22 protein-coding genes are annotated in these 24,195 nt (G+C 50.6%); 6 read left to right on the top strand and 16 right to left on the bottom strand.

Annotated features, from left to right (window positions below; all coding sequences use genetic code 11):
- Positions 1–2 precede the first annotated feature (2 nt).
- The 11 genes from dnaB to AC27K1_RS07140 form a co-directional block, all read right to left on the bottom strand.
- The gene (dnaB, locus tag AC27K1_RS07090; RefSeq protein ID WP_487149388.1) at positions 3–1,400 is read right to left on the bottom strand and encodes a replicative DNA helicase; all 1,398 of its coding nucleotides are present in this window, start codon (positions 1,398–1,400) and stop codon (positions 3–5) included.
- 123 nt (positions 1,401–1,523) lie between these two features.
- Positions 1,524–3,260 carry a hypothetical protein gene (locus tag AC27K1_RS07095; protein WP_487149390.1) on the bottom strand — a complete coding sequence of 579 codons (1,737 nt, stop codon included), beginning with the start codon at positions 3,258–3,260 and terminating at the stop codon, positions 1,524–1,526.
- A gap of 175 nt (positions 3,261–3,435) precedes the next feature.
- On the bottom strand, positions 3,436–3,882 hold the full coding sequence (gene rplI / locus AC27K1_RS07100; RefSeq protein WP_487149392.1) for a 50S ribosomal protein L9: 447 nt from the start codon (positions 3,880–3,882) through the stop codon (positions 3,436–3,438).
- A gap of 48 nt (positions 3,883–3,930) precedes the next feature.
- Positions 3,931–4,794: a hypothetical protein gene (locus AC27K1_RS07105; protein ID WP_487149393.1), complete on the bottom strand. Its 864-nt coding sequence runs from the start codon at positions 4,792–4,794 to the stop codon at positions 3,931–3,933.
- A gap of 50 nt (positions 4,795–4,844) precedes the next feature.
- Positions 4,845–5,069 carry a 30S ribosomal protein S18 gene (gene rpsR / locus AC27K1_RS07110; RefSeq protein ID WP_487149394.1) on the bottom strand — a complete coding sequence of 75 codons (225 nt, stop codon included), beginning with the start codon at positions 5,067–5,069 and terminating at the stop codon, positions 4,845–4,847.
- 66 nt (positions 5,070–5,135) lie between these two features.
- The gene (gene rpsF, locus AC27K1_RS07115) at positions 5,136–5,570 is read right to left on the bottom strand and encodes a 30S ribosomal protein S6 (RefSeq protein WP_395180041.1); all 435 of its coding nucleotides are present in this window, start codon (positions 5,568–5,570) and stop codon (positions 5,136–5,138) included.
- A gap of 244 nt (positions 5,571–5,814) precedes the next feature.
- Positions 5,815–7,041 (bottom strand): EAL domain-containing response regulator, encoded by a 1,227-nt coding sequence (locus tag AC27K1_RS07120; protein ID WP_487149396.1) that lies wholly within the window; start codon positions 7,039–7,041, stop codon positions 5,815–5,817.
- Entirely contained in the window at positions 7,038–7,505 is a 468-nt protein-coding gene (locus AC27K1_RS07125) for a hypothetical protein (RefSeq protein WP_487149398.1), read from the bottom strand. The genes AC27K1_RS07120 and AC27K1_RS07125 overlap by 4 nt, the downstream gene beginning before the upstream one ends.
- A gap of 138 nt (positions 7,506–7,643) precedes the next feature.
- On the bottom strand, positions 7,644–8,744 hold the full coding sequence (locus AC27K1_RS07130) for an extracellular solute-binding protein (protein WP_487149400.1): 1,101 nt from the start codon (positions 8,742–8,744) through the stop codon (positions 7,644–7,646).
- Between the two features lie 163 nt (positions 8,745–8,907).
- Entirely contained in the window at positions 8,908–10,338 is a 1,431-nt protein-coding gene (gene nhaC / locus AC27K1_RS07135; RefSeq protein WP_487149401.1) for a Na+/H+ antiporter NhaC, read from the bottom strand.
- Positions 10,339–10,641: 303 nt separating this feature from the next.
- Positions 10,642–12,567: an ankyrin repeat domain-containing protein gene (locus AC27K1_RS07140; RefSeq protein ID WP_487149403.1), complete on the bottom strand. Its 1,926-nt coding sequence runs from the start codon at positions 12,565–12,567 to the stop codon at positions 10,642–10,644.
- Positions 12,568–12,992: 425 nt separating this feature from the next.
- Between AC27K1_RS07140 and AC27K1_RS07145 the strand changes: the two genes are divergently transcribed.
- On the top strand, positions 12,993–14,429 hold the full coding sequence (locus AC27K1_RS07145) for an anion permease (RefSeq protein WP_487149404.1): 1,437 nt from the start codon (positions 12,993–12,995) through the stop codon (positions 14,427–14,429).
- Positions 14,430–14,447: 18 nt separating this feature from the next.
- On the opposite strand, the gene AC27K1_RS07150 is transcribed toward AC27K1_RS07145, so the two are convergent.
- The 3 genes from AC27K1_RS07150 to AC27K1_RS07160 all read right to left on the bottom strand — a co-directional run bounded on the left by AC27K1_RS07150 (position 14,448) and on the right by AC27K1_RS07160 (position 16,751).
- Positions 14,448–14,864, bottom strand: coding sequence for an avidin/streptavidin family protein (locus tag AC27K1_RS07150; RefSeq protein ID WP_487149405.1), 417 nt, complete (start codon positions 14,862–14,864; stop codon positions 14,448–14,450).
- A 92-nt stretch (positions 14,865–14,956) separates the two neighbouring features.
- Positions 14,957–15,949, bottom strand: coding sequence for a serine/threonine protein kinase (locus AC27K1_RS07155; RefSeq protein ID WP_487149407.1), 993 nt, complete (start codon positions 15,947–15,949; stop codon positions 14,957–14,959).
- 91 nt (positions 15,950–16,040) lie between these two features.
- Positions 16,041–16,751 (bottom strand): ComFC family protein, encoded by a 711-nt coding sequence (locus tag AC27K1_RS07160; protein ID WP_487149409.1) that lies wholly within the window; start codon positions 16,749–16,751, stop codon positions 16,041–16,043.
- Between the two features lie 248 nt (positions 16,752–16,999).
- On the opposite strand from AC27K1_RS07160, the gene bioB reads away from it, so the two are divergent.
- From bioB to bioD, 5 genes are read left to right on the top strand one after another with little or no spacing between them, the layout of a single operon-like run.
- A complete protein-coding gene (bioB, locus tag AC27K1_RS07165) occupies positions 17,000–18,058 on the top strand; it encodes a biotin synthase BioB (protein ID WP_487149411.1) in 1,059 nt (352 codons plus the stop codon).
- 4 nt (positions 18,059–18,062) lie between these two features.
- Positions 18,063–19,241 carry an 8-amino-7-oxononanoate synthase gene (gene bioF, locus AC27K1_RS07170; protein WP_487149412.1) on the top strand — a complete coding sequence of 393 codons (1,179 nt, stop codon included), beginning with the start codon at positions 18,063–18,065 and terminating at the stop codon, positions 19,239–19,241.
- Positions 19,238–19,981, top strand: coding sequence for an alpha/beta fold hydrolase (locus tag AC27K1_RS07175; protein ID WP_487149414.1), 744 nt, complete (start codon positions 19,238–19,240; stop codon positions 19,979–19,981). The genes bioF and AC27K1_RS07175 overlap by 4 nt, the downstream gene beginning before the upstream one ends.
- Positions 19,978–20,790: a malonyl-ACP O-methyltransferase BioC gene (bioC, locus tag AC27K1_RS07180; protein WP_487149416.1), complete on the top strand. Its 813-nt coding sequence runs from the start codon at positions 19,978–19,980 to the stop codon at positions 20,788–20,790. The genes AC27K1_RS07175 and bioC overlap by 4 nt, the downstream gene beginning before the upstream one ends.
- 16 nt (positions 20,791–20,806) lie before the next feature.
- Complete coding sequence (gene bioD / locus AC27K1_RS07185) at positions 20,807–21,481, top strand: dethiobiotin synthase (protein WP_487149417.1); 675 nt, start codon at positions 20,807–20,809, stop codon at positions 21,479–21,481.
- Positions 21,482–22,052: 571 nt separating this feature from the next.
- Here bioD and AC27K1_RS07190 read toward each other — a convergent pair.
- Entirely contained in the window at positions 22,053–23,333 is a 1,281-nt protein-coding gene (locus AC27K1_RS07190) for a hypothetical protein (RefSeq protein ID WP_487149418.1), read from the bottom strand.
- Positions 23,333–24,195: nucleoid-associated protein (locus AC27K1_RS07195; RefSeq protein ID WP_487149419.1), on the bottom strand; the 863-nt coding region annotated here is incomplete at its 5' end. The genes AC27K1_RS07190 and AC27K1_RS07195, both read right to left, overlap by 1 nt.

The following is a 24,195-nucleotide window of genomic DNA, read 5'->3' on the forward strand; positions in this document are numbered from 1 at the left end:
TGTTATTCATCAAAGTCGCTGTAAGCACCCGGCGCCAGGTTCTCAAACCGGGTGTACTGGCCGATAAAGGCCAGTCGTACGCTGCCGATGGGGCCGTTACGCTGCTTCCCGATAATGATTTCGCCGACACCCTTGTACTCAGTATCCGGGTTATACACTTCGTCCCGATAGATGAACATGATGACGTCGGCGTCCTGCTCGATCGCGCCGGATTCCCGCAGGTCCGAGTTCACGGGTCGTTTGTTGGGGCGCTGCTCCAATGAACGGTTAAGCTGGGACAGGGCGATTACTGGTACCTTGAACTCTTTGGCCATGGCCTTGAGGGAACGGGAGATTTCAGAAATCTCGTTGGTACGCCCTTCACTGAATCCGGGGATCTGCATCAGCTGCAGGTAATCCACCATGATCAGCGCCAGGTCGCCGTGTTCGCGCACAATACGTCGGAGCCGGGAACGCATTTCCTGGGGACTGATACCGGCGGTATCGTCAATGAACAGCTTTTTATCTTTCAGTCTCTCTACGGCTGACGACAGACGGGGCCAGTCGTCTTCTTCCAGTTTCCCGGTTCTCACCTTGCCCTGGTTGATGCGTCCCAGTGATGAAAGGCTACGCATCATCAACTGCTCAGCAGGCATTTCCAGGCTGAAGACGACGACACTTTTGTCCGTTGCCATCAGTGCATTTTCCACCAGGTTCATGGCAAAGGTGGTCTTGCCCATGGAGGGACGGGCCGCCACGACGATCATGTCAGACGGTTGCAGCCCCGAGGTCATTTCGTCGAGATCCGTGAAGCCGGTTGTGATACCGGTAATGGCGTCGCCGGTGTTGAACAGTTCATCAATCTTGTCGATGGCTTTTTTCAACAGCTCCCGCATATCGATGGGGCCGCCTTCCTTGGCCCGGTCTTCCGCGATCTGGAAGATGGCGCGTTCCGCCATTTCCAGCAGGTCATCACTGCTGCGGCCTTCCGGGTTGTAGGCGGTGTCGGCAATGCTCTGGGAGGCGCTGATCAGGCGCCGTAACACCGCCCGTTCGTAGACCATCCCGGCGTAAGCACGGATGTTGGCAACACTGGGAATGCTTTCTACCAGTTCCGTCAGGTAGGGGATGCCACCACATTCACTCAGCAGGCTGCGTCGTTCCAGTTCTCCGGCCAGCGTGACCGGATCGAACGGGTTGGACGCTTTGGCCAGCTCTTCAATACACTCGAAGATCTTTTTATGTGCGGGATTATAGAAATCCACGGAGCCGATCTTCTCTGCGACATGGTCCCAGGCATCGTTGTCCAGCATCAGGCCGCCCAGTACCGACTGCTCCGCCTCAATGGAGTGCGGCGGGGTCTTCAGGCTGGCCATGGCCTCGTCAATGGGCAATTCGGGATGATGGGCTGCTTCTAACATGTACTCGCTATCGTAGGTGTAACTGAAAAGTGGCTGTAGGCTTTATAGTATCCCTGAATGAACAAAAGACAAAGGTGCAGTTGAACCAATAGATGAAGATCAATCAAGTCATGGTGTATATGGTTATTCGCCAGTTTTTTGTTCTGAGGTCCGGGGATAGACATTCGCTATGGCAGAAGGATCGGTTAGTAATTGTTGAATGTCTTCAATACCCATATGCATGATGCCTTCAATCATTGAAGCTTCATCATATACCGGCTCAGGTATTTTTTTCTGTTCGGGTATTTCTTGTTTAGATGCTTCTAATGCAGGTTCTTCAGTTTCAGCTGCTGTTGCGCTAGGTGTTTCTGGCAATGTACGCTGCAGGAGATGATCGCGTGCTTTTTGCATTATCATCTCTAATTGTACTGCTCTATGGTTCATGTTTGGCATGGTGTCAATTTGAGTCCTGATTTCATGATGTTGTTCTTGCATGCGTTTAAGTTCCTCTTCTGGCATGAATCGCAATAGATCATCATTGAAAAAATCAGTGAAATAGAGATAGGCAAGAAAGTGAGTGTTTAATGCGTGCCGCGTTTTATCTTCTTTCTGTTGTTTAATGAATGCTTGCATGAAGCGATAAGCATGCCGCGAGTTAAATAAGACTTTGAAAAAATGTAAGTGGCATTCAGTGAAAAGACGTATTGCTTGTTCAGCGGCACCCGAGATGGAATGCTGGTGGTAATAATGTGTACGAACAAAAAATTCAATGGTGTCTAATGCTCTGTTAAGGGTATCGACATCTGTATCACTTGCGATTTTAAGACATTGAGATTGAAATATTAAGTATAATGGAATCAATCTTCTATCTAATTTGTTGCATGTGCACATGCTTTCAATGAGTTTTCTTTTTGAACTTCGTAGTTTGTTGACTATGTCTGGGGCGTATCCTGCTTGGAAATAGAGGTATTGAGTATATCCAAAATGTTGCTCTACCTGAGAGTGGAACTGTTGTGTTAATGCTTCTAGTTGGCTTAGTTTTTCAGTGTCATAAATATACTGAAAGACGATGTCGCACATTCTATTCAGATCGTTTATATTTTCGTCTATAAATTCATAAGCTTTAATGTGTCTTTCAGCATTTTTTAAGTGCAGTTTAATGTTTTGTTGTTTATTCGCAGGTATATATGTGCAGTATCGTCTGTAATATTTTAATACGAAAAAGTTATTTATGGCTCTGTTAAGGTTTAATTCTTGATGTATTTCTATCTCTGATGTCATGCAGTTATAAAATTGAAATTTAAAATGTTTGTGGTTGATGAGTGTAACGAAAAGGTGCTGGTGGCAGTAAGCGAACTTTTCGATACATTGGTGCAGGGATTCCTTATTCCGGAATGATAGTTCCCTACATAGATACATACATTGATGGATGGCGCTATTGACTCTTTTGTATAAATATACGGTCAGATTTGGTAGGCATTGTAGAATGAGGCATTGAAATCGTAGATTCTGTTCTCTTATTTCAGGAAGACGTGCGTCAGCGTTCTTTTTTAGTTCAATAATTCGCTCTTGTTGCTTAAGTAGTTCGCCTCTTATTGCTGGTTCTATCCTTCTTTGTTCGAGCAGTGTGAATGTATTTGCGCCAAGATGCTGGGTAATCATCCGTTCATAGGCATCTATGATCTCCCTGATGTTTTGATGAAGATTATCTGTGGAGCTGGTTTGAACAGCTCTGCCTTGAGGGCTACTTAAAAAGCTATAGGTTGGTGGAAGGGTATCTCGTGCGCGATATCTGGAATACCTTGATGATTCACAGGGTTCAGAGTGTCTCTGGTGTGTGTGATGGGGACTCCTGCGCTGTGAAGCATGTTCAGTGTACATAAGGCTTACATGAATGGCGGTGAATACGCCTATGGACAACGTAGTGATTTTTTTGTTGCTAAGTAGAAATAACAGGCCTGTTTGTATTGATAGTTATCTATCTAAAACTAAGGGAATAAAAAAACGCCTGTGCAGGCACAGGCGTTTTTTACATCACAGGTGTGATCGAAAACGATTACTCGGCTTCGATGAATACCTTGACGCTGGATGCTACGTCGGAGTGCAGCTGTACAGCGATGTCATATTCGCCAACCATACGGATAGGACCGGTAGGCATGCGAACTTCGCTCTTGGCGACTTCAACGCCGGCAGAAGTGATGGCGTCAGCCAGGTCACGGGTGCCGATGGAGCCGAACAGCTTGCCTTCATCACCGGCCTTGGCAGTGATGGTCAGCTCGATTTCAGCCAGGGAAGCAGCACGCTTCTCGGCTTCAGCCAGCTTGGCGGCAGCCGCTTGTTCCAGCTCTGCACGACGCGCGTCGAAATCAGCAATGTTAGCCTTGGTGGCAGGCACAGCCTTGCCGAAAGGGATCAGGTAGTTACGACCGTAACCGGCCTTGACCTTAACCTGAGTACCCAGATCGCCCAGATTGGCGATTTTTTCCAGAAGAATAACTTCCATCTCGCTTACCTCTTAATCTACCTTGAACCTGTTGAACAGTGCATCGATTTAACCTTGCATCCTGTTTTCGAGGCGTCCCCGAAAGTCCAACAGGCTGTCAAGGCAGGCTAGCAATACAACCACAGGGTAAAATGCGAGCAGCAGCACATAAAACGGCAGCAGCCAGGCTTTGCCAAATCCACGCAGCCCCGCGAGACCATGCATCAGCGCAATACCTGCGACCAGTAATGGCATCAGCAGGACTGGCTGTATCGCGGCGGTGACCAGGCTGGTGCTGGACATGGCCAGAAGCCACAGTCCCAACAATACAACGGTCACCATCGGCGTCAGGCGCAGGCGATGAAACTCTGTCCTGAAACCGCCGGGATTATAGAGCATGGCCTGCCAGCCACGGGCCAGAATCAACGCCAGTACGGCGCCGCCGGCAATAATAAAGCTGGCTGTCCGGACAAAGCTGGTTTTCAGCAGTGTAAGGATCTGTTCCTGGCTGAGATTGGCACCCTCGGGAAACAGTGTCTCGAGGTTCGGGCCATACAGCTGCCGCAGGATTTCCATGGCATGGGCAACCTGTGGTGCGTAATAGTCGCTGATGACCAGCGCCATCAGGCCACCGGCCGGTACCAGCGCCATTAACGCCACAGGCCATGAAGCCGTGCGGCGCAGGCTGCAGGCCATGGCCATGGTGCCCACCAGGCAGAACAACGCGGAAGGTTGCCCCATCCAGGCCCAGACGCCGGCCGGTAACAGAGCCCAGATAAATATCTGGAGCCCGTCTTGCCAGCCACGGCGCAGGGTTACCAATGCTACTGCTGCTGCACTCAACCAGAACATCATCGGCACGGCACAGGCGATCACTGCCACGGCAATGGCAGCGGCCCGTCCCCGCATGATCAGTTCTGCTAAAGCGCGCATACGTCCCCCCATGGGATTAAACCCGCCCGAACAACGGGCGATGAACCCGCTTAGTGGCGATCAGTGAACGGCAGCAGTGCGATGTAGCGCGCACGCTTGATCGCAGTGGCCAGCTGGCGCTGGTAGCGAGCCTTGGTACCGGTGATGCGGCTGGGTACAATCTTGCCGGTTTCGGTAACATACGCCTTCAGGGTGTTCAGGTCCTTGTAATCAATTTCCTGTACGCCTTCAGCGGTAAAACGGCAGAATTTCCGACGGCGGAAGTAACGTGCCATAACGACGTCTCCTCAAATGGTTCTTTTCAGAACGTTATTCGTAACAGTGTGATAATCCGCGACGGATTACTCAGCGGACTCTTCGGAAGCAGGAGCAGCAGGTGCTTCAGCGGCTTCTTCGGTACGCTCACGACGGTCTTCACGACGCTCACGACGATCTTCGCGACGGTCGTCACGACGCTCTTCTTGCTGCATCATGATGGACTGTTCGGTGATCGCTTCGTTGCGACGGATAACCATGCTACGGAGAACGGCGTCGTTGAAACGGAAGGTGTTTTCCAGTTCGGTCAGTACATCGTTGCCGCACTCAATGTTCAGCATGACGTAGTGAGCCTTGTGGATCTTGTTGATTGGGTAAGCCAGTTGACGGCGGCCCCAGTCTTCCAGACGGTGGATAGTACCGTTGCCTTCAGCGATGACCTTCTTGTAACGGTCGATCATGGCAGGTACTTGTTCGCTCTGGTCCGGATGTACCAGGAATACGATTTCGTAATGACGCATTGTAGCTCCTTACGGGTTAAACAGCCTTCCAGGCGCCGGGACAAGCCCGATTCCGGTAAGGCAAGGAGTTGGAACTGACATAAACGCCAGTTCCGGACTTCACAGAAGAATCGCGCATTCTAGAGAAGGAGAGAGCGTCACGCAATAGTGAAAGGTTAAAGTTTGAACAGTTTTTCGCTGCGTTTCGGCATTTGCGGACACGGCAAGGAGAGTGGCTGAATGAATACCCTGGCGGCCTGTGAATTCAGCCTTTGTCGTCCATCATTTGCTGGTAGCGGGTATTCCAGTCTGTCGCCCAGGTGAACAGGTCGCTGGCAGGCATGGATTTGCCAATCAGGTAACCCTGACCGATGGAGCAGCCGAGTTCTTCCAGCAGAAACCAGTCGTCGGCGGTTTCCACGCCTTCGCCAACGGTTTTCATGCCGAGTTTTTGCGCCATTTCGATATTGGATTCCAGAATGATTTTTCGGGTTGGGTGCTTGTAGGCGCCGGTAACCAGCGATTTATCGAGCTTTAACTCTGAACAGGGCATCCGCTCCAGTTGATGAAGGCTGGAATAACCGGTACCAAAATCATCCATGGAGAGCGTGAAACCTTTGAGTTTCATGCGGGCGATGGTTTCCAGGCTATGGGCCAGGTTTTCCATCAGCATGGATTCGGTGATTTCAAGGATCAGCTGGTCATAGCCAATATTGTAGTGGTCCAGGACCTCTGCCAGCTTGCTGGCCAGCGAACGATCATCGAGCATCGAAGGTGAGATATTGATTGAGACGGCTATTTTCTTGCCCAGGTTGAGCCAGCGGTGCAGATCTTCTGCAATCACATGGATCTGGTGCCAGGTGAGCTTGTCGATTACCCCCATCTCTTCCAGGACGGGGATATATTGATCCGGATAAATCATGCCATGGTCAGGGTGCAGCCAGCGTGACAGGGCCTCGGCCGCGAACCATTCACCGTTTTCAATCCAGACCTTGGGCTGATACCAGGTCATGAACTGGTTACTGGTGAGCCCTTCGATAATATCGTGCCGGGTCAGCGGGTTGCTGCTGGTATCCGGATGTTTTGTGCGGTGAACGTTAAAGTACCGGTCAACGAGCATTTCGGCGCAGTCCCGGGTAAAGGCTTGCTCAATGTTGCCAAGGATATTCAGGCTCAGTTGTTCCGCCATATCTTCCAGGGTACGAAGAACGGCAAAATCAATGACATCCACGATCGCGAACGCTTCTGAAAGCTGTTGCTCACCCAGGTGGCGGAGCAGCTCAATGCCGTCCATGGGCGTCATATCCAGCTGGCTGAAGACGATGTTGACCGGTTCCGGGTAGTTGACGATCTTTTCCAGGCAATCCTGTCCGCTGTTGGCGCTTAATACCTGCTTGCAGCCGATCTCCTCCAGCACTTTTACGGCCACGGCCCGCTGAAAATCATGCTCTTCAACAACCATAACGATCAGTTCGGAGGGATTGTTGTTCATCGTTCCCCTCCCAGGAAAGAGGGTGGTTCAACAACCACGCGATAGGCTTCCGGTTCGCGCAGGGCGACGGGGGTTTCGACCGCATCAATAATGGCATCGCGTAACTGGTCGGAGGTGACCGGTCGGGTCAGGCAGCTATGGACTTGCAGGACACTGGCCATATCAGGCAGGCCGGGTTTGTCCCGATGTGTCAATAAAACGGCAGGAATGTCACGAACACAGCCGGCTCTTCCCGAGCGAACCTGGTAAAGCAGGTCGGTTGCATCCGGGCGTATGGCCTGATCGCAAAGCATGAGGTGGAAATGGTCCCGGTGCAGCGCATTAATGGCGCCCTGGGCGCTTTCCACGGCCAGTATCCGGGCGCAGCGCTCACCCTTGAGCATGCAGATCAGAATCCGCCGCAGTAATTCTCGCTCTGCGACGACAAGAATGCTGAAATCCCTAAGATCCCTCTGGATTGTCATGGCTATCCCTGCTGCCAGTGAACCACGGGGTCAGTGGTTCAGGTTGGATCCTGCAGCCCCTCCATGGGCAACAGACGGCGAAGCGACCTTCCTCTGGCGGCTCCGCCTAAATGGCTATCGGCAGTTCAAATCCGGTCTTCAGGCTCCGGTTTTCAGGCGGGTCCATTCCCGGGTGATGGTACGCTTGACCTTGTTGGGCAGCGGCTTGAACAGGAACAGGTTTTGCTCGACTTCTGCAGGTGGGTAAACGCCCTTGTTATCCCGCAGTTTGGCATCGACAAACGGGGTGGCTGCCTTGTTCGGGTTGGCGAAGTAGACATAGTCCGTCACGCCGGCGATAACTTTGGGCTCCATCATGAAATTAATGAAGCGATAGGCGTTTTCCTTGTTGCTGGCATCGGCCGGAATCGCCATGACATCGTAGGAAATGGGCGCACCTTCCTTGGGAATGGAATACGCGACGTTGACACCGTTCTTGGCATCATGGGCGCGTTCGTCAGCCATGAACATGTCACCGGACCAGCCCAGCGCGACACAGATATCGCCATTGGCCAGGTCAGTCAGGTACTTGGATGAGTGGAAGTAGGTGACGTAGGGAGCTACCTTGGCCAGCTTTTCAGCCGCCAGCTTGTAGTCCTTCGGGTTATGGGAATTGGGATCCTTGCCCATATATTTCAACACTGAGGGAAGCACTTCAGTGGGGGCATCCAGGAATGCGACGCCGCACTTGGAGAGCTTCTTCATATTCTCGGGTTCAAAGATCAGCGCCCAGCTGTCGAGCGGTGCATCTTTGCCCAGGTACTGCTTCACCTTCTCAGGGTTGTAACCGATACCCGTGGTCTGGGCCAGGTAAGGGATGGCGTACTGGTTGCCCGGATCCACTGAATCGAGCAGTTTCATGGTCTGGGGATCCATGTTTTTGTAGTTAGGCAACTTGGACTTGTCTAACGGGGCATAGACGCCGGCCTTGATCTGGTGTGCCAGGAAGTCATGAGAAGGAAAGACAACGTCGTAACCCGTCCGACCGGAGAGCAGCTTGGCTTCAAGTACTTCGTTGCTGTCATAGACGTCATACACTGCATCAATACCGGTTTGCTTTTCAAAAGCCGGCACGGTTTCCGGTGCGATAAAGTCGCTCCAGTTATAGATATACAGGTTCTTGTCTGTATTGGCGGAAGCAGTCAGTACTGGCAGGGCAGTGGCCAGCAGGCATGCCTTGAAGAGACGGTTTGTGTTCATGGCGCCCTCGCTACGAAGTAAGGCTGAAATAACAATACCGGGTACCCAGGTGCAGGGTGCAGAGCTGAGTCGGGCTGGGCGCTCTTTATAGAGGGTTTTACGGATAGTGCAATCCGTAGATTAACTGACGGGCGTTCCATTGGAGCGCCCGCCGGGGGAGGGGTTAGCTGATTGTTGCGGTTGCTGAGCAGTTGTCAGTGCTTGCTACGGCTGGTGTTTCTGACGCTGTGCTGATGAATTTACCCATCATCGTGAACACGATAGTCAGAATGATGCAGGTAAAGCTCAACCACATATACGGCAGATAGGCGAGGGTTGGAACACCCAGTACACCGGCCATGAAGATGCCGTTGTCACTCCAGGGCACCATGCCGCTGGTCAGCGTGCCACCGAATTCGGCGTTACGGGACAGCATCTTGCGGTGCAGACCCAGACGGTCGTAGTTCTTGACCATGATCTTAGGGGTCAGGATCAGTGATACATACATGGCGCTGCCGAAGATGTTTGCCAGGAATGCCGTGAACAGGGTGGAAACCGTCAGGTTGCTGGTGTTGGTGATGAATGCGCTCATCTTGTCGGCAATCACCTGCAGGATGCCCACACGATCCAGCAGGCCGCCAAAGCCGAGGCCGAAGATGATGACGGCGACGGAGCCCAGCATGGAGGCGATGCCACCACGGCTCAGGATGTTGTCGATGAAATCAACACCCGAGGTGATGGTGAACGGGCTCCAGGCGCTCTGCACGGCAGAGATCAGATCCTTGTGCTGGAAGGCGATGGCCCAGACGACACCCAGTACCGCGCCAAAGCTGATGACCGGGAAGGACGGCTTCTTGTTAGCCAGCAGGGCAATTACCAGCACTACCGGTACAAAGGCCATGGGACTGATGTTGAAGCTCTGCTCCAGAGCCGTCATGACGGTTTGAACCTGTGCCATATCCACATTGCCGCCATACTGCATACCGGCAAAGGTGAACATGATCGCGGTGAGAACATAGCTGGTCAGGCTGATCGGCAGCATGCCCTTGATATGCTCAAAGGTTTCCACGCCGGACATACTGGAGGCCAGGATCACACTGTCAGACAGCGGAGACAGCTTGTCACCAAAGTAAACGCCGGACAGAACAGCGCCGGCAACCAGCGGCAGCGGAATACCCAGACCTTCACCGATACCCATCATGGCAATACCGGCAGTACCGGCCGCACCCCAGGAAGTCCCTGTGGACAGTGCGGTCACGGAACAGATGATCAGGGTGGCCAGCAGGAAGATGGAGGGGTGAATGATCTTCAGGCCGTAGTAAATGATCCCGGGCACAATGCCGCCGGCAATCCAGGTGCCGACCAGTGCGCCTACGGCGATCAAAATCAGGATGGCGCCCATCCCCTTGGAAATCCCCTGGGTGGCGGCCTCTTCGAGATCGTTGTAGTTATGGCCAAGCCAGATGCCCAGCGCCATGATGATAAACCAGGCGATATAGAGGGCGAGCTGAATGGGAAGATTCAGCAGGGAGGTAAAGGAAAACGCCAGGCCAAGAAAGCCGGCAAGGCAAATAATAATCTGCGTGATTGTCGGTAGTCTTGTGTTTTTCTGCATCCAGTCCTCTCAGGCTTTTAAAAATGGAATGTGGGAGGTTGGCGGAAGTCTATCAGTGTGAAACTGGTAAAAACCCTCGGGATAACCTGTGAGTGTGCCTCGGCATGATCTTATTGAAGTAGTGGTTTCTCTCTGTTTTTTGTGTTTTTGTGAAGGAGGAGTTGTGTGTTTCTTGTGTGGGTTACTGTAAATGCCCGTCGATACCTGTCGATGGGTTTGTGGTTAAATACCGCTGGATTCAGGCAATAAAAGCACCTGTTGCTGCCGGGTCATGGATACGGCACATCACTGCGCATGACTATTCTATTGAGCCGCCTCGGATTGCGGAGCCTTGCTTTTCTCCAGCAAGACGCAAAAAATGGGATCATGACCTGCTTTACAGGCATATGACCGGGCCGTATTGCCTGAATTGTCCTTTTGTTCAGGGTCAAGACCTGCACGGAGAAGAAGCGAAAACATTGGCCACCATTCTTTTTGGGTTGCGATATGTAGCAGCGCCAGTCCCGATTTCTTTTTGACTGATTGATTTATTTTGGCAATATTCGCGCCAGCGTTTATAAGTTTACTGCAGTAAGTAACATTGTTTTGGTAAAAGGCAGCAATAAGCGCCTGATCAATTTCACAGGACAGATTCAATAATGTTTCCTGCTTGTTATGGGGCGTTAGTAAACAGGGGAATTGCATGAGGTAGTTGGCCATCTCTGTTTCTTCTGCGTGGAAATAAGCCGGTATTACCCTGTATACGCGTTGTGTTGATTTATTTTTTTCACTATGAAACAACTCATATATCGTGAAGCATGGGTAGTCCTCAACGCTGACGGGAATCTTATTGGCAGATTCTCCGTGAATAATCCGAAGCAGAAAATCAAAAATTATCAGGGTCTGAGGCAAAGCTTCAGAAAAAGGACGCAACGTGGACAGGTTTCTTAAAAATTTTATACGGGTATTGGTCATTAACTCCGGGAAACTTGCCTGTAAAAGCGATTTTCCCCTGTAAAAGCAAGTTGAGATTGCCTGACAATATTGTTTAAAGGCTTCTGAGGTATGATATTTAAGTTTGTCTTTAGTATGCTTATTCAGAATTAAGCACAGCTCTTTATTTCCGGTTCTTGTTAGTTTCCACAGTTTTTTAAGATCCCCGGGTTTATTGAATGAAGCTTTATTACTGAGGGGGGAGGGGGCTATGCCTGCTAGCCGAAGTACTAATAGCGCCTCATCCGTAGTGATAGCATTAGCCAGCATATCTTGAAGGCCGGCCGGAGAAAAGGAGTCGACATCCTCTAGGTGAATCGTTAAGCCGGTATAATAAAGTTCACCTGAGCCTCCAGCCAGTTTGTTTATATTGCACAGGATTTCAATGGCGGCTTCCGCTGACTTTGTTGTGATGCTTAAGAAAACCTCCTGCCAATGTTCTATGGCATAAGTCAGGCCGTCCAATAAGTTAGGCATATAGTCTGGATTGATATCCATGGCATGGCGACCAATCAAACGGTATTTGCCATCCATGATGATAGGGAATAGTTCGTCATAATGATCATGGATAAAAGGTATTTTTTTGATTTTTAGTAGTTTTGCGACCTCCATGGCTTTAGTGTTTATCTCGACAGCGTTTTTTAAAAATACGGCCAGTATTGTTTTTTGAATGATGCTTAAGCGAGGGCTGTTTTTGATGTATGCGATGTTAATGGTTTTCAGTACCGAAATGCGGTCGATGCTGTTGCTTTGTGTCTGTTGATAGAATTCGGATTCAAGGAAATGGGACAACGTTTTGATAAAATTGTCCCCAAGCGTGTGTGGGTAGGTTTCCTGTAGAATGAAAGGATGCCTTGCCGAAGAAAATGATGTTTGTCTGTTTGTATCGCTTGATTGGCTGGTTGTGCTGTCGAGGGATGATTGTGAATGCATGGTGCTGTGGCGAGGTCTGACAGAAAAAAAACGCTTTAGCCTTGTCAGGAAAGGCTGTGGCTGTGGACTGCGGGAAATATGCCTATCTTTCAGACTCGCAGCGATTTCTCCTTCGAGATCAAGCTGGCGTTGTTCAGGAAGCAGGTTGACGGTCAGATCAATCATCGTTTTTGCAATGTCAGGCAGTCTGGTGACGATGAAATCAGATGTTGTCAGTGGTAGCGATGCAGAGTGAGGTATTGCCGTTTTTCTGCTGCTTGTTGCGCTGCCGCCTCCTGTTGGGCGTTTGGGGATGGCGCCTGAGGTCATTGGTGATGAAAACATAGACGTTCCACGCTCGGCACTTTTTGAATTTGCTTGTCAATCATCATTAATATCAGTTCAGCTATAAAATGGTAAACAGTGAATAACTGTCTGTTTCCCGTTTGGGTGGCTGACGGATTTGTCAGTTATTTGTTGATTCACTACATAAGCTCAGTACTTAAGATTGTTACTTAAAGAAAAAGTTTCCTGCTTGTTAACAGGGGTGGATTGATTAATGACAAATGCGGAGAAAAGTGAGTTGTTTTAAGCAATCATTATTCAGCAGGGCATTTCGTAAACCTTTCAAATCCGGTTTGTGCGACTACACTGTCAGTCAATTCCGGTTTGCCCCGGAAGGGATGGCGGTGTTCGACCGCCCCCCTTGCACGCGTTGGATGGTTCGGCTCCAGGGATGAATCTGTAGGTGTTACTGTCAGGGTATGCCCATGTCTTTATCCATGGTGAGTAAACTGTTGCCATTGCTGGCAGCGTTTGTCGTGTGGCTGATTCCCGCTCCTGATGGTTTGTCATCCGATGCCTGGTCCTATTTTGCGTTGTTTCTTGGTGTGGTGGTGGCGCTGGTGCTTGAACCGGTTCCGGCAGCTGCAGCAGGTCTGATTGGTATTGTGGTCGCCGTCGTGTTTCGGTTGGTTGCAGTAGAACCAGGTGTCGAGGTGACAGCCAAGGCCGCAATTAACTGGGGACTGTCGGGATTTAAAAACAGTACGGTCTGGCTGATCTTTGTGGCATTCATGTTTGCGTTGGGATATCAAAAGTCTGGTCTTGGGCGTCGCATTGCACTGTTTCTGATTAAGACGCTGGGACGAAGAAGTCTGGGCATGGGATATGCCGTCGCCCTTGCTGATCTTGTACTGGCGCCTTTCATCCCATCCAATACGGCGCGCAGTGGCGGCACTATTTTTCCCATCGTGAATAATGTGCCGGCAATCTACGGTTCAACGCCTGAGCAGGAACCTGAAAAAATCGGACGCTATCTTTGCTGGACCGGGTTTGCTGCAACCTGTGTTACCAGCTCCATGTTTCTGACCGCGCTGGCGCCAAACCTGCTGGCTATATCGATTGTTGAAAAGCTGCTCGGTACTGAAATTGGCTGGATGCTTTGGTTCACGGGATTTCTACCAGTGGGCATTATTCTTTTTCTGCTGGTGCCGTTGATCAGTTACCTGATTTGTCCGCCCACAATCAAATTGTCTGAAAGCATTCCCGATTGGGCGGGAAAAGAGTTGGCTGCGCTCGGCCCGCTCAGTGGCGCTGAGAAAAAGATGGCTTTACTGGCCCTGTTGGCGTTGATGTTGTGGATATTTGGCGGAAGCCTGATGAACAGCACGACGGTAGGTTTGCTGGTGCTATGCATGATGATGCTGACTGGTGTAGTGAGCTGGGATGACATTATTGGCAACAAGCAGGCATGGAATGTCCTGATCTGGTTTGCCACCCTGGTGACGCTGGCCGGTGGGCTCGGGCAAACGGGTTTTCTTGACTGGTTCAGCGGTGAAGCAGGTGTTCTGTTAAAGGGCTACTCACCGGGGCTGGTGATGATGTTGATGGTTGTCCTGTTTTTTGTCCTGCATTATTTCTTTGCCAGTATCACGGCCCATGTCACGGCCTTATTGCCTGTGTTTATTCAATTATCGACAGCGGTGCCCGGGTTGTCTGAGATGAAGCTCAGCCTGTTGCTCTGCTTTACGTTGGGATTGATGGGGGTGATCACGCCCTATGCGGCGGGTCCCGGGCCGATCTGGTACGGATCTGGTTTTATCCCTGCCGGAACTTTCTGGAAACTGGGCTTTATTATGGCCGTTGTGTTTCTGGCAACACTCCTGCTGATTGGGTTTCCATGGGTCAATGCATGGGTGCAGTGACCCATCAAAACGCAGATGTTAATCCGTGGTATCGATACGTGTGTAAATATCCCGGTTAAAAAACCAGGAGGAAATGTTGTCTTCGCCTTTTTTCCTGGCGACCCATTGTGTTTCAAGTTGGCCGTCTTCTGTCATATAGCCTGAAATGGAAACGACAGTCGGCGAGCCACAGGGCTGAAAATTAATCATTATGGCCAACGCGTTATCATTGATGGTGGCCAGGACAGGCAGTGGGAAATGAATGCACTCCGGGGTGATGGTTACCGCTGCCAGGAAAACCCCTTTCATGACATTCTGTTCAGCGTTGACATTACCCAGTTCCAGTATTGAACCACGCTGGTTTTTCCAGACACCCTGAAAGCTTTGGATATCGGCGCTGAGATTGAGGCTCAAGGTGAGCAGTGCGGCAGAAATAAGCGTTCGACAGGAAAGCATCTATGTTACACCTGATCCGTTCAAGGGAGGTCTTAAGCATAGATGCCTGCAAACGATGCTGCTTCCGGGCTGTCCGGAAGTGAAAAGGGACGTTAATAGAGTGTCAGTACAGGCTCATCAAGGGCAGCAAGTTGCTCGCGCAATTCAAGGATATGGTCTGCCCAGTAGCGCTCGGTATTAAACCAGGGGAAGGCCATGGGGAAAGCCGGGTCATCCCAGCGACGGGCCAACCAGGCGCTGTAGTGAATGATGCGTAGCGTACGGAAGTATTCGATAAGGTTCAGTTCCACCGGATTGAAATCATTGAATTCCGCGTAGCCATCCATCAACTCTGATAATTGTGCCGTTTGATTATTGCGATCGCCGGACAGGAACATCCATAAATCCTGAATGGCAGGGCCGTTCACACAGTCGTCAAAATCCACAAAATGGAAATACTCATCGCGCCACAGGATATTGCCGCAGTGGGCATCGCCGTGCAGGCGGATGTTGTTGTAGCTGTACTGTTGCTTGATTTGCTCAAGCTTTTCAATCAGGTCATTGGTCAGTGTGGTATAAGCGGGCAGCAGGGATTCAGGAATAAACTGGTTATCCAGTAGATAGGCAACGCTGTCGATGACAAAACGCTGAAGGGTGATGCCAGGTCGATGGGTGAATGGTTTGGTTTCACCCACCTTGTGGATGCGACCCATCAGGCGACCCAGCTGGAACAGGTGATCCGGATTATCCAGCTCTGGTGCATGGCCACCACGGCGAGGCGTCAGGGAAAACAGGAAACCATTGTATTCATGCAATGTTTTGCCGTTATCGAGTTGCATCGGCGCAACCACGGGCAGCTCATTGTCTGCCAGTTCCATGGTGAAGTCGTGCTCTTCCTCGATTTGTTGGCGGGTCCAGCGACCCGGACGGTAAAACTTGGCAATAACCGGTGCATCATCTTCCAGCCCTACCTGGTACACCCGGTTTTCATAGCTGTTCAGTGCCAGTATCCGTGCATCGGTTCGCATGCCCGCAGACTCGACCGCATCCAGCACCGTATCGGGAGTGAGTGGGTCGTAGGGATGGTTCTGCATAGCATTGCTCATTCGGACATCCTGAGGTTGTATTAAGGTGTGCTAAGTCTAAACCTTGGGGTTGTCTTATTGCAGTCTTAATTCATGTTTGTCAGTGGTTATGTTAGCCGGCAGGTGTTCTGGCAACACACCAGACATCGACTTGCCTGACACCCTGGCGTTTCAGCAATCGACTGAGTTCCTCGACAGTCGCGCCTGTTGTGACAATGTCATCAAGAAGGGCGACGTGACGGTAGCGGTTTCTTTTGCAGGTAAATGTTCCCCGGACATTGCGGTGTCGCTGATCGGTTGTCAGTTTGAGTTGAGGCTGGGTTGCCTGAACGCGTTTCAAGAGTCGATGGTCGGCAGGAATCATCATGTGTCGGCTGAGATGGCGGGCCAGCACGGTTGATTGGTTATATCCCCGTTGTAATAGCCGTTTTCTGTGCAGCGGAGTGGGCAGAATGACTTCCGGAAAAGGTTCCGCGCGATAATGCGCCTGCAGCGTGTTGGCAAGCTGGGCGGCCAGCGGATGCGCGAAAGTCAGTTGGTCGTGGTACTTAAGACGTTGCAGCATGTCCGATACCGGCGATTGATAGAGGAACGCTGACGTACAACTATCAAAGGCTCGCCCCTGTTTCTGGCAGGTACCGCACAGGTGTCCATCGTCCCGGTGTGGCATAGGTTCACTGCACAACATGCAGGCGTAAGGAATGCGGGGCAAGCTGTCGATGCAGCCTCGACACAGCCTGTCCGGCCATTGGCAGGCACTGCGACATAACAGACAGGACAATGTAATCAATGATTGCAGTTTGTGTTTCAGGGATTGGATCATGTTATTTCTTGCTAAGGATTGTTGGTCACATATCGTCCATGCTGAGCAAGCAGTGTGGTACAAAGTCAGGCTGGCTGCAGAAAAGCGTGAATATTTCTGCTGGTTAATAAATAACCTGCTGTAAACCTGTGGTATGCCGGGTCGGTTGACAGTGGCGCATGCCGTCATACAATGCGAGACATAACGCTGGTTTCGGCTCGAACCGGGACGGCATCAGAAGCAGATAATGACGACAGCCGAAGGCCACGATGAATAATACCGATAGCCTGGTCCGCAGTGATTGGACCCTTGATGAAGTCGAGCAGCTTTTCTCCCTTCCTTTCAGTGATCTGATGTTTCGTGCCCAGCAGGTTCACCGGCAGTTCTTTGATCCGAACCGGGTTCAGGTCAGCACCCTGCTATCCATCAAGACCGGCGCCTGTCCGGAAGACTGCAAGTACTGTCCCCAGAGCGGTCATTACAACACCGGGCTGGACAAGGAAAAGCTGATGCAGGTCCAGAAGGTGCTGGAAGAGGCGGAGCTGGCGAAGAAGGCCGGTGCAACCCGTTTCTGCATGGGCGCCGCCTGGAAGAATCCGCCGGCGAAAGATTTCCCCTATGTGTTGAAGATGGTGGAAGGCGTCAAGAAGCTGGGATTGGAAACCTGTATGACCCTGGGTAAGTTGACCCAGGAACAAACACAGGCGCTGGCTGAATCAGGTCTGGATTATTACAACCACAACCTGGACACCTCGCCGGAGTTCTACGGCAGTATCATTACCACACGCACCTATTCTGACCGTTTGCAAACATTGTCGTATGTTCGGGATGCCGGCATGAAAATCTGCAGCGGCGGGATTGTGGGCATGGGCGAAACGATTCGTGATAGAGCCAACCTGCTGATTCAGCTGGCTAACCTGCCCGAACACCCGGAAAGTGTGCCGATCAATATGTTGGTCAAGGTAGAGGGGACACCGCTGGATCATGTGGAAGATATTGATCCATTCGATTTTGTTCGTTGTATTGCCGTAGCCCGGATCATGATGCCGAAGTCCCATGTTCGCCTGTCTGCTGGCCGCGAGAATATGAATGAAGAGATGCAGGCTCTGACATTCCTCGCCGGTGCGAACTCTATTTTCTATGGCGAAAAACTGCTGACCACGCCGAACCCTGAAGCCCAGAAAGACATGCAACTGTTCAAACGCCTGGGTATCAAGCCGGAGGAACGGGAAGAGTGCCAGTCTGAAGCTGAGCATGAAGCCCGGCTGCAGGAACAGATTCAGGCTCAGCAAGATAGCGAATTCTTCTACGACGCAGCACAGGCCTAAGTCCATGACAGCCTTTGTGCTGGAGGCGGCGCTGGCCGAGCGCCGTGAACAGTCGTTGTATCGGCAGCGTTTGCTGGTGGATGGACCGCAGGAACCGGAATTAATGATAGACGGCCAGCGTTGTCTGGCTTTCTGCAGTAATGATTATCTCGGTCTGGCGAATCACCCCGACGTTATCAATGCGTTTAAAAAAGCGACTGATGTCTACGGTGTAGGGGGCGGCGCTTCTCATTTAATTGTTGGCCATAGCCGTGCGCACCATCAGCTGGAAGAAGAATTAGCTGACTTCACCGGGCGCTCACGCGTACTGCTGTTCTCAACAGGCTATATGGCGAACCTTGGTGTCATCAGTGCTCTGCTGGGGACTAGCGATGCTATTTTTCAGGATCGCCTGAACCACGCCTCTCTGTTGGATGCAGGACGACTTTCCGGTGCGCGTTTCCAGCGTTATCTCCATGCAGACTGTGAAAACCTTGAACAGCGGCTGATGCGCTCAACGGCACACCGAAAGCTGGTGGTAACCGATGGCGTATTCAGTATGGATGGTGATATTGCGCCGCTACGTGAACTATCAAAACTGGCTCGCTCTCACGATGCCTGGTTGATGGTGGATGATGCCCACGGCTTTGGTTGCCTTGGCAATGAAGGTCGCGGTTGTGCAGATTATTTTGATTTATCGCAGGATGACCTGCCTGTGCTGATGGGCACGCTGGGTAAAGCCTTCGGCACAGCCGGTGCTTTTGTGGCGGGCAGTGAAGCGTTGATAGAAACTTTGGTCCAGTTTGCCCGAACCTACATTTATACCACGGCCATGCCGCCTGCGATTGCGGAGGCAACCCGTGTCAGCCTCAATATCGTGCGTAAAGAATCCTGGCGACGTGAGCATCTGGCAACTTTGATCCAACGGTTTCGTGCTGGCTGTGAAACGCTTGGTATTCCTTTGATGCCGTCGTCTACCCCCATACAGCCTATTGATGTCAGTTCGGCTGACCGGGCATTGGCAATGAGTCGTGCGCTTGCGGACAACGGTATTCTTGTCACCGCTATTCGGCCGCCCACGGTACCACAGGGTAGTGCACGCTTACGGGTAACATTCAGTGCAGCACATACTCTGGAACAAGTTGACCGCTTATTGACGACCTTGGAACAAGTTGTTCGAAAAGTACCAGAGGTGGCGGTATGAAACAGCGGATCGTTTTGATCGCGGGTTGGGGAATGCCATCCGGGGTGATGCAGCCGCTGGTGGATAAGTTATCAGGCAGTTATACAGTCAATGTCGTTTCCTTGCCGGGTTTTAACGAGCAGGGACTGACAGTTGATACTGTCAGTTGGCCAGTAATGATTGATGCCTTATCCAACTATCTGGCTGGAGAGTCAGTGGTACTGGTGGGCTGGTCAATGGGCGGACAGTTGGCAACCTTATATGCCGCTATGTATCCCCATCAGGTTAAGGGACTACTGACACTGACATCCAATCCCTGCTTTGTACAACGCGACGATTGGCAGGATGGGATGTCTGAAACTGTTTTTGCTGAATTTGAGCATGGAGTATCTGTGTCGTGCTCTCAGACACTTAAACAATTCGCCATGCTCTGTTCTCAAGGGGGAGAGCAGCAACGAGAAACCGTGAGATTTATTCGGAAGGTTTTGGCCGATGCTGAACCTGATGTTGAACAATTGTCGTCACTTCTGACATTACTCCGAGAGGCAGATACGCGCTCGCAGCTTGCGGATTTGACCTGCCCGGTAACGCATTGGGTTGCTGAGCAGGATGCCCTGGTGCCGTTTTCGTTAAACCAGGCGTTATCTGAACGTTATCCAACACACACCATTAAAGCCGTTGAAGGAGGGCATGCCTTCTGGTTGGAAACACTTGACATTATTGTCAGCGATATCGATCAACTGGTGCGGGAGAACGCATGATCCAATACAAAGAAAGCGCTCTTTGCCCGCGACACCGGCAGCGTATAGCGGAGAATTTCAGCCGGGCTGCCAAAACATACGACAGTGCTGCAACGTTGCAGCGGATTGTGGCACGCAAGGCCATGCTGGGCTTGCCATCCGCGTTGGAGCTTGAACGCGTTCTTGATCTTGGGTCGGGAACCGGAAGCCAGACAGTCGAACTGCAACAGCGCTATCCTACGGCGCAGGTGGTCGGCATGGATATGGCTATGGGGATGCTTCAGCATGCCCAGCGCCAGTTGGCGGAACCCGCGTTTTCATGGTGTGCCGGCGATATTGAAGCTTTACCGTTTGCGAGTGACTGTTTTGATCTGGTGTTTTCCAGCCTGGCGATCCAGTGGTGTGAATCGCTGACCTCTGTTCTACGGGAAGTGCAGCGAATTCTGAAGCCGGGTGGTTATTTTGTGTTTTCTTCACTGGCAAGCGGCAGTTTGATCGAGCTTGCTCAGGCCTGGCGCAAAGTTGATGGCTATAGCCATGTAAACCATTACGAAACTCTGGATGTCCAGACGCAGCAGGTCGCAGCCAGTGGTTTTGAATCGGGTTCCCTGAAACAGCAGGCAGAAGTACTGCATTACCCGGATGTGAATGTTCTGCTGAAAGAGTTACGGGCGCTTGGTGTGAATACGGTGACGGAAGGGGCCCGGCAGGGATTGATGACACGTCGTCGTTTACTGGCCTTCCGCGACGCTTATGAAACATTACGTGTGCCTGCTGGACTGCCACTGACGTATCAGGTGGTGTACGGCGTGCTGCGCAAACCCCGGTGATTGAACAGGAAACTGTATGCCTAAAGCGTATTTTGTCACAGGAACGGATACGGATGCCGGTAAAACCCTGGTGAGTTGTGGCCTGCTGGAGAAAGCACGGCAGAAAGGATTGACGACAGCGGCAGTCAAACCGGTATCAGCCGGTTGTGAAGAGACCCCCGAGGGGCTGCGGAATGCCGATGCCCTGGCTCTGCAGCAGGTTATGACCATGGAGATGCCTTATGAACAGGTGAATCCGGTCGCTTTCCTTCCTCCTATAGCACCGCATATTGCTGCGCAGGACGCTGGCCGAATGATTACTGCTGATCGATTGGCTGGCATCTGTCGTGGTGTTTTGATGAAACGGGCGGATTTCACCCTGCTGGAAGGTGCTGGTGGCTGGCGGGTACCACTGAATCCCCGGGAAACCTTGGCGGATCTGGCGCGCATGCTGCAGTTGCCGGTTATTCTGGTTGTTGGCATGAAACTGGGGTGTCTGAACCATGCATTGCTGACTGCAGAAGCGATTCGGCGGGACGGTCTGACCATCGCCGGCTGGGTGGCCAATTCGGTAACGCCGGATATGGCTCGGCTGGTGGAAAATACCCTCACTCTGGAAGGTGAACTCGGTGCTCCCTGCCTTGGGGAAGTCCCATACCTTGATGCGGCAACCCCCGCTGCAGCGGCAGAATACCTGAACTTGCCTGCCTAATTGTTTGCATCAGGGATAATGGAAGTGAATTGGAATCGGTAATAACTAACGCCGATTCCAAAGCGTTTTATTGAAGTAGATATTAAAAATGATGGATTAAAGAGGTAGGGCTATAAAAGACAGGCAAGGCGTACTTTACAATTAATAAAACCAACATCAGTGCTAGATAAGCTGTTTTTAAAATTCAATCAATCCCGTTCTTGCTGTGTGCTGTTAGCTACACCGGCCTCTGTCGATTACCTAGTGATACAGGATAATACCGGGTAGACCAAAGACAGTCTGGCAGAACAACTGGGGCAGCTGGAAAACTCTAATTTAGGGGGGATGGATGCTTGCAGATCACCACTATTTCAGAATTCAACACGACAGACATGGGCAATACTGCCAAGGCCACCGGGTCATATGGGATAGTCAACACTATGGCCGGAGATCTGAAGAGGAAGACCAACGAATTTCAAAGGACACTATAGCAGCTTGTTGAGACATTCTGATGGGAGATGGAACCACATTTCCTACAAAAAATGTACAGAATGGGTTCTAAACGACTTTTAAGACATCTCCTGAAACGGATTTAGCTGTAAATCCATGAGATGATATCCGAGATACCCAATTCGGGAGGGAATTGATAGAGCAGTGCAATCGTAGTGCATATGGCTGGTAGCCAAGCTGCCACACGGAAAAATATCAGATATAGTCTCAAACGAGTTACTTGGCTATGGATCTGATCTTTTGCAGTTTTTATTTCATGGATTAGGCCTTGATCAAGACCATCAAGTGAGAGTCCATCAAAAATCAGCTTGGCAGATTGCCGAACTTGATGGAAGTGAAAAGCTCGTGTGCTGATGACCAGGACTAAGATTATGCTCACAAGTAAAGAGCCAGCACTATACATAATGCCATCCATGATGGAGTCTGACTTTAAGAGCGCAATAGGGACAGCTAGAGATATAGGTATACTTAGTAGCTTGCCTGTCAAGTCTGTTAGAACATCACTGAGTTTTTTTGCAATGTCGGCTTGTTTGTCTGCGATTTCTTGACGGGCCTTACTGAACGAAAAACCGCTTATATAAGTTTCAAAATTCTTGTCATATGTGTCCATGATTTGATCCCAGTGAGATATCAAATCATTCACGTTCTTCGTTTTGGAGCTGACGCTACTAAGAACCTCTGCTAGGGAAACACGTAATATGCATTTACGTTCCTCCAGATGAGCCATAGAGGTTTCGGCTTTTACGATACCTTTTAACAAGTCACAGTTAATTTCCGGCCCTGTCAAAACCTCGTCCGTAAACTCAGTTGTTAGCGAAAAGGGCGCATAAGTAGCGTCACTTGCTCCTTTGATAACAAAACCGAGAAGAAGGCCTTGAGGCTGATCACTGGTGTAGTGAGCGAGTTCCTTCAAATCTTGGATGAGGGAACAGGCCGTTTGTAGTCTAATGATGTCTCTATCGCTTGAGGTTTCACCTGGCAGATAATCAGCACAAACGATATAGATATTGCCACCAAACTCACCCTTTTTCAGCGCAGTGGATTTTTTGATGTAATCACGAGCAGTTTGATGAAAATGTGATCTACCTGCTGGCAGTGCATACTCCAGTTCTACCTTGCAGCCTGTGACTGATGGTAGGTCATCGCCTGCGTCGTAGGGGACTGAATTAATGACGAGGCTGTCGAATCGGCCAACCTCGCTAGCAGATCGGAATGATGCTTTCCACAAAGAGGCGATTAGGCTTGCCTGCTCTTCAGAAGCCGTAAATTTAGCGTAGAAACCATTACCCTCTATCGCTGGTTTCTCCAAGCTACGATAGAAGGTTACGACATCTTTAAAGAGTGCAGTCGGCATCTTTGACATTATAAAACTTCGGTTTCTGCCGCCTCTTCTGTTTCCTGCTGCTCAACACTTGCAAGTGCGTGCAGCTCTCCGTATACGTGCTTCAACTTAAATGTAAGGGTATTGGCAACCGGATCATAGCGTACGGTGGCTTCATCGTCAGTTGAAACGTATTGAGTCTCAATATCAAGAGTGAATCCATCTTCTTTTCTTATCTTCAAGTTTGTATGTTTGCGAACGACATCCCTGTTGGCCGTAAATTCTGGTGGCACCTGAAATTCTTCACTGTTAAGTAAAGCAAGATAATCATCAGCCAGATGGTTGTTTTCTGGGGGGAAATAAGGCTGCACAACGTGGCTAAGAGCCTCGAGTGTCACCGGACCTTCATCGATTCTCGTCTTTAGATACTCTGTAACTGCTTCCTTTGCTTTTTTGCGATTCTTTTTTAGTTCAGGGTTGCGGTCAAAAAAAGCAGCTGTCCCATTGATAGCGCCGTCGGTTGCTTGTTTGGCAGATGTGCCGGTTTGGCAAGCCAATCCTTTCACAAAATAGTCAGAGGCATCTTTGCCGCGTTTGGGACTGACAAAGCTGAGATAATTGATATTTCCTGCCTCTTCGGTGTTGTCATCCAATGCAGCAAGATGTTTGCTGTACTGGGTATGACTAATTCGTGCTGCTTGATGTAGCCTACTCAGATCAATTTCGAGCTGCTCCATAGGCTTCAGATTGTCATCAATCATCATGCCCTTATGTTCCTTGATCATGGCAACCAAGAAGAAGCGCTGTCCTTGATTAGAGTAATTTGCATAAAGAAGATAGCCGCCAGTCGCCAGTAACTGGTCAGAGGCAGTGCTTTCTAGCGTTGTAAGGGAATCCTCAGTGA

This window comes from Kistimonas ophiarachnellae (assembly GCF_057552235.1).

Bases quoted from the DNA above. Each gene is read 5' to 3' on its own strand.
- dnaB (WP_487149388.1), bottom strand. From the start codon at position 1,400: ATGTTAGAAGCAGCCCATCATCCCGAATTGCCCATTGACGAGGCCATG.
- AC27K1_RS07095 (WP_487149390.1), bottom strand. From the start codon at position 3,260: ATGTACACTGAACATGCTTCACAGCGCAGGAGTCCCCATCACACACAC.
- rplI (WP_487149392.1), bottom strand. From the start codon at position 3,882: ATGGAAGTTATTCTTCTGGAAAAAATCGCCAATCTGGGCGATCTGGGT.
- AC27K1_RS07105 (WP_487149393.1), bottom strand. From the start codon at position 4,794: ATGCGCGCTTTAGCAGAACTGATCATGCGGGGACGGGCCGCTGCCATT.
- rpsR (WP_487149394.1), bottom strand. From the start codon at position 5,069: ATGGCACGTTACTTCCGCCGTCGGAAATTCTGCCGTTTTACCGCTGAA.
- rpsF (WP_395180041.1), bottom strand. From the start codon at position 5,570: ATGCGTCATTACGAAATCGTATTCCTGGTACATCCGGACCAGAGCGAA.
- AC27K1_RS07120 (WP_487149396.1), bottom strand. From the start codon at position 7,041: ATGAACAACAATCCCTCCGAACTGATCGTTATGGTTGTTGAAGAGCAT.
- AC27K1_RS07125 (WP_487149398.1), bottom strand. From the start codon at position 7,505: ATGACAATCCAGAGGGATCTTAGGGATTTCAGCATTCTTGTCGTCGCA.
- AC27K1_RS07130 (WP_487149400.1), bottom strand. From the start codon at position 8,744: ATGAACACAAACCGTCTCTTCAAGGCATGCCTGCTGGCCACTGCCCTG.
- nhaC (WP_487149401.1), bottom strand. From the start codon at position 10,338: ATGCAGAAAAACACAAGACTACCGACAATCACGCAGATTATTATTTGC.
- AC27K1_RS07140 (WP_487149403.1), bottom strand. From the start codon at position 12,567: ATGTTTTCATCACCAATGACCTCAGGCGCCATCCCCAAACGCCCAACA.
- AC27K1_RS07145 (WP_487149404.1), top strand. From the start codon at position 12,993: ATGTCTTTATCCATGGTGAGTAAACTGTTGCCATTGCTGGCAGCGTTT.
- AC27K1_RS07150 (WP_487149405.1), bottom strand. From the start codon at position 14,864: ATGCTTTCCTGTCGAACGCTTATTTCTGCCGCACTGCTCACCTTGAGC.
- AC27K1_RS07155 (WP_487149407.1), bottom strand. From the start codon at position 15,949: ATGAGCAATGCTATGCAGAACCATCCCTACGACCCACTCACTCCCGAT.
- AC27K1_RS07160 (WP_487149409.1), bottom strand. From the start codon at position 16,751: ATGATCCAATCCCTGAAACACAAACTGCAATCATTGATTACATTGTCC.
- bioB (WP_487149411.1), top strand. From the start codon at position 17,000: ATGAATAATACCGATAGCCTGGTCCGCAGTGATTGGACCCTTGATGAA.
- bioF (WP_487149412.1), top strand. From the start codon at position 18,063: ATGACAGCCTTTGTGCTGGAGGCGGCGCTGGCCGAGCGCCGTGAACAG.
- AC27K1_RS07175 (WP_487149414.1), top strand. From the start codon at position 19,238: ATGAAACAGCGGATCGTTTTGATCGCGGGTTGGGGAATGCCATCCGGG.
- bioC (WP_487149416.1), top strand. From the start codon at position 19,978: ATGATCCAATACAAAGAAAGCGCTCTTTGCCCGCGACACCGGCAGCGT.
- bioD (WP_487149417.1), top strand. From the start codon at position 20,807: ATGCCTAAAGCGTATTTTGTCACAGGAACGGATACGGATGCCGGTAAA.
- AC27K1_RS07190 (WP_487149418.1), bottom strand. From the start codon at position 23,333: ATGTCAAAGATGCCGACTGCACTCTTTAAAGATGTCGTAACCTTCTAT.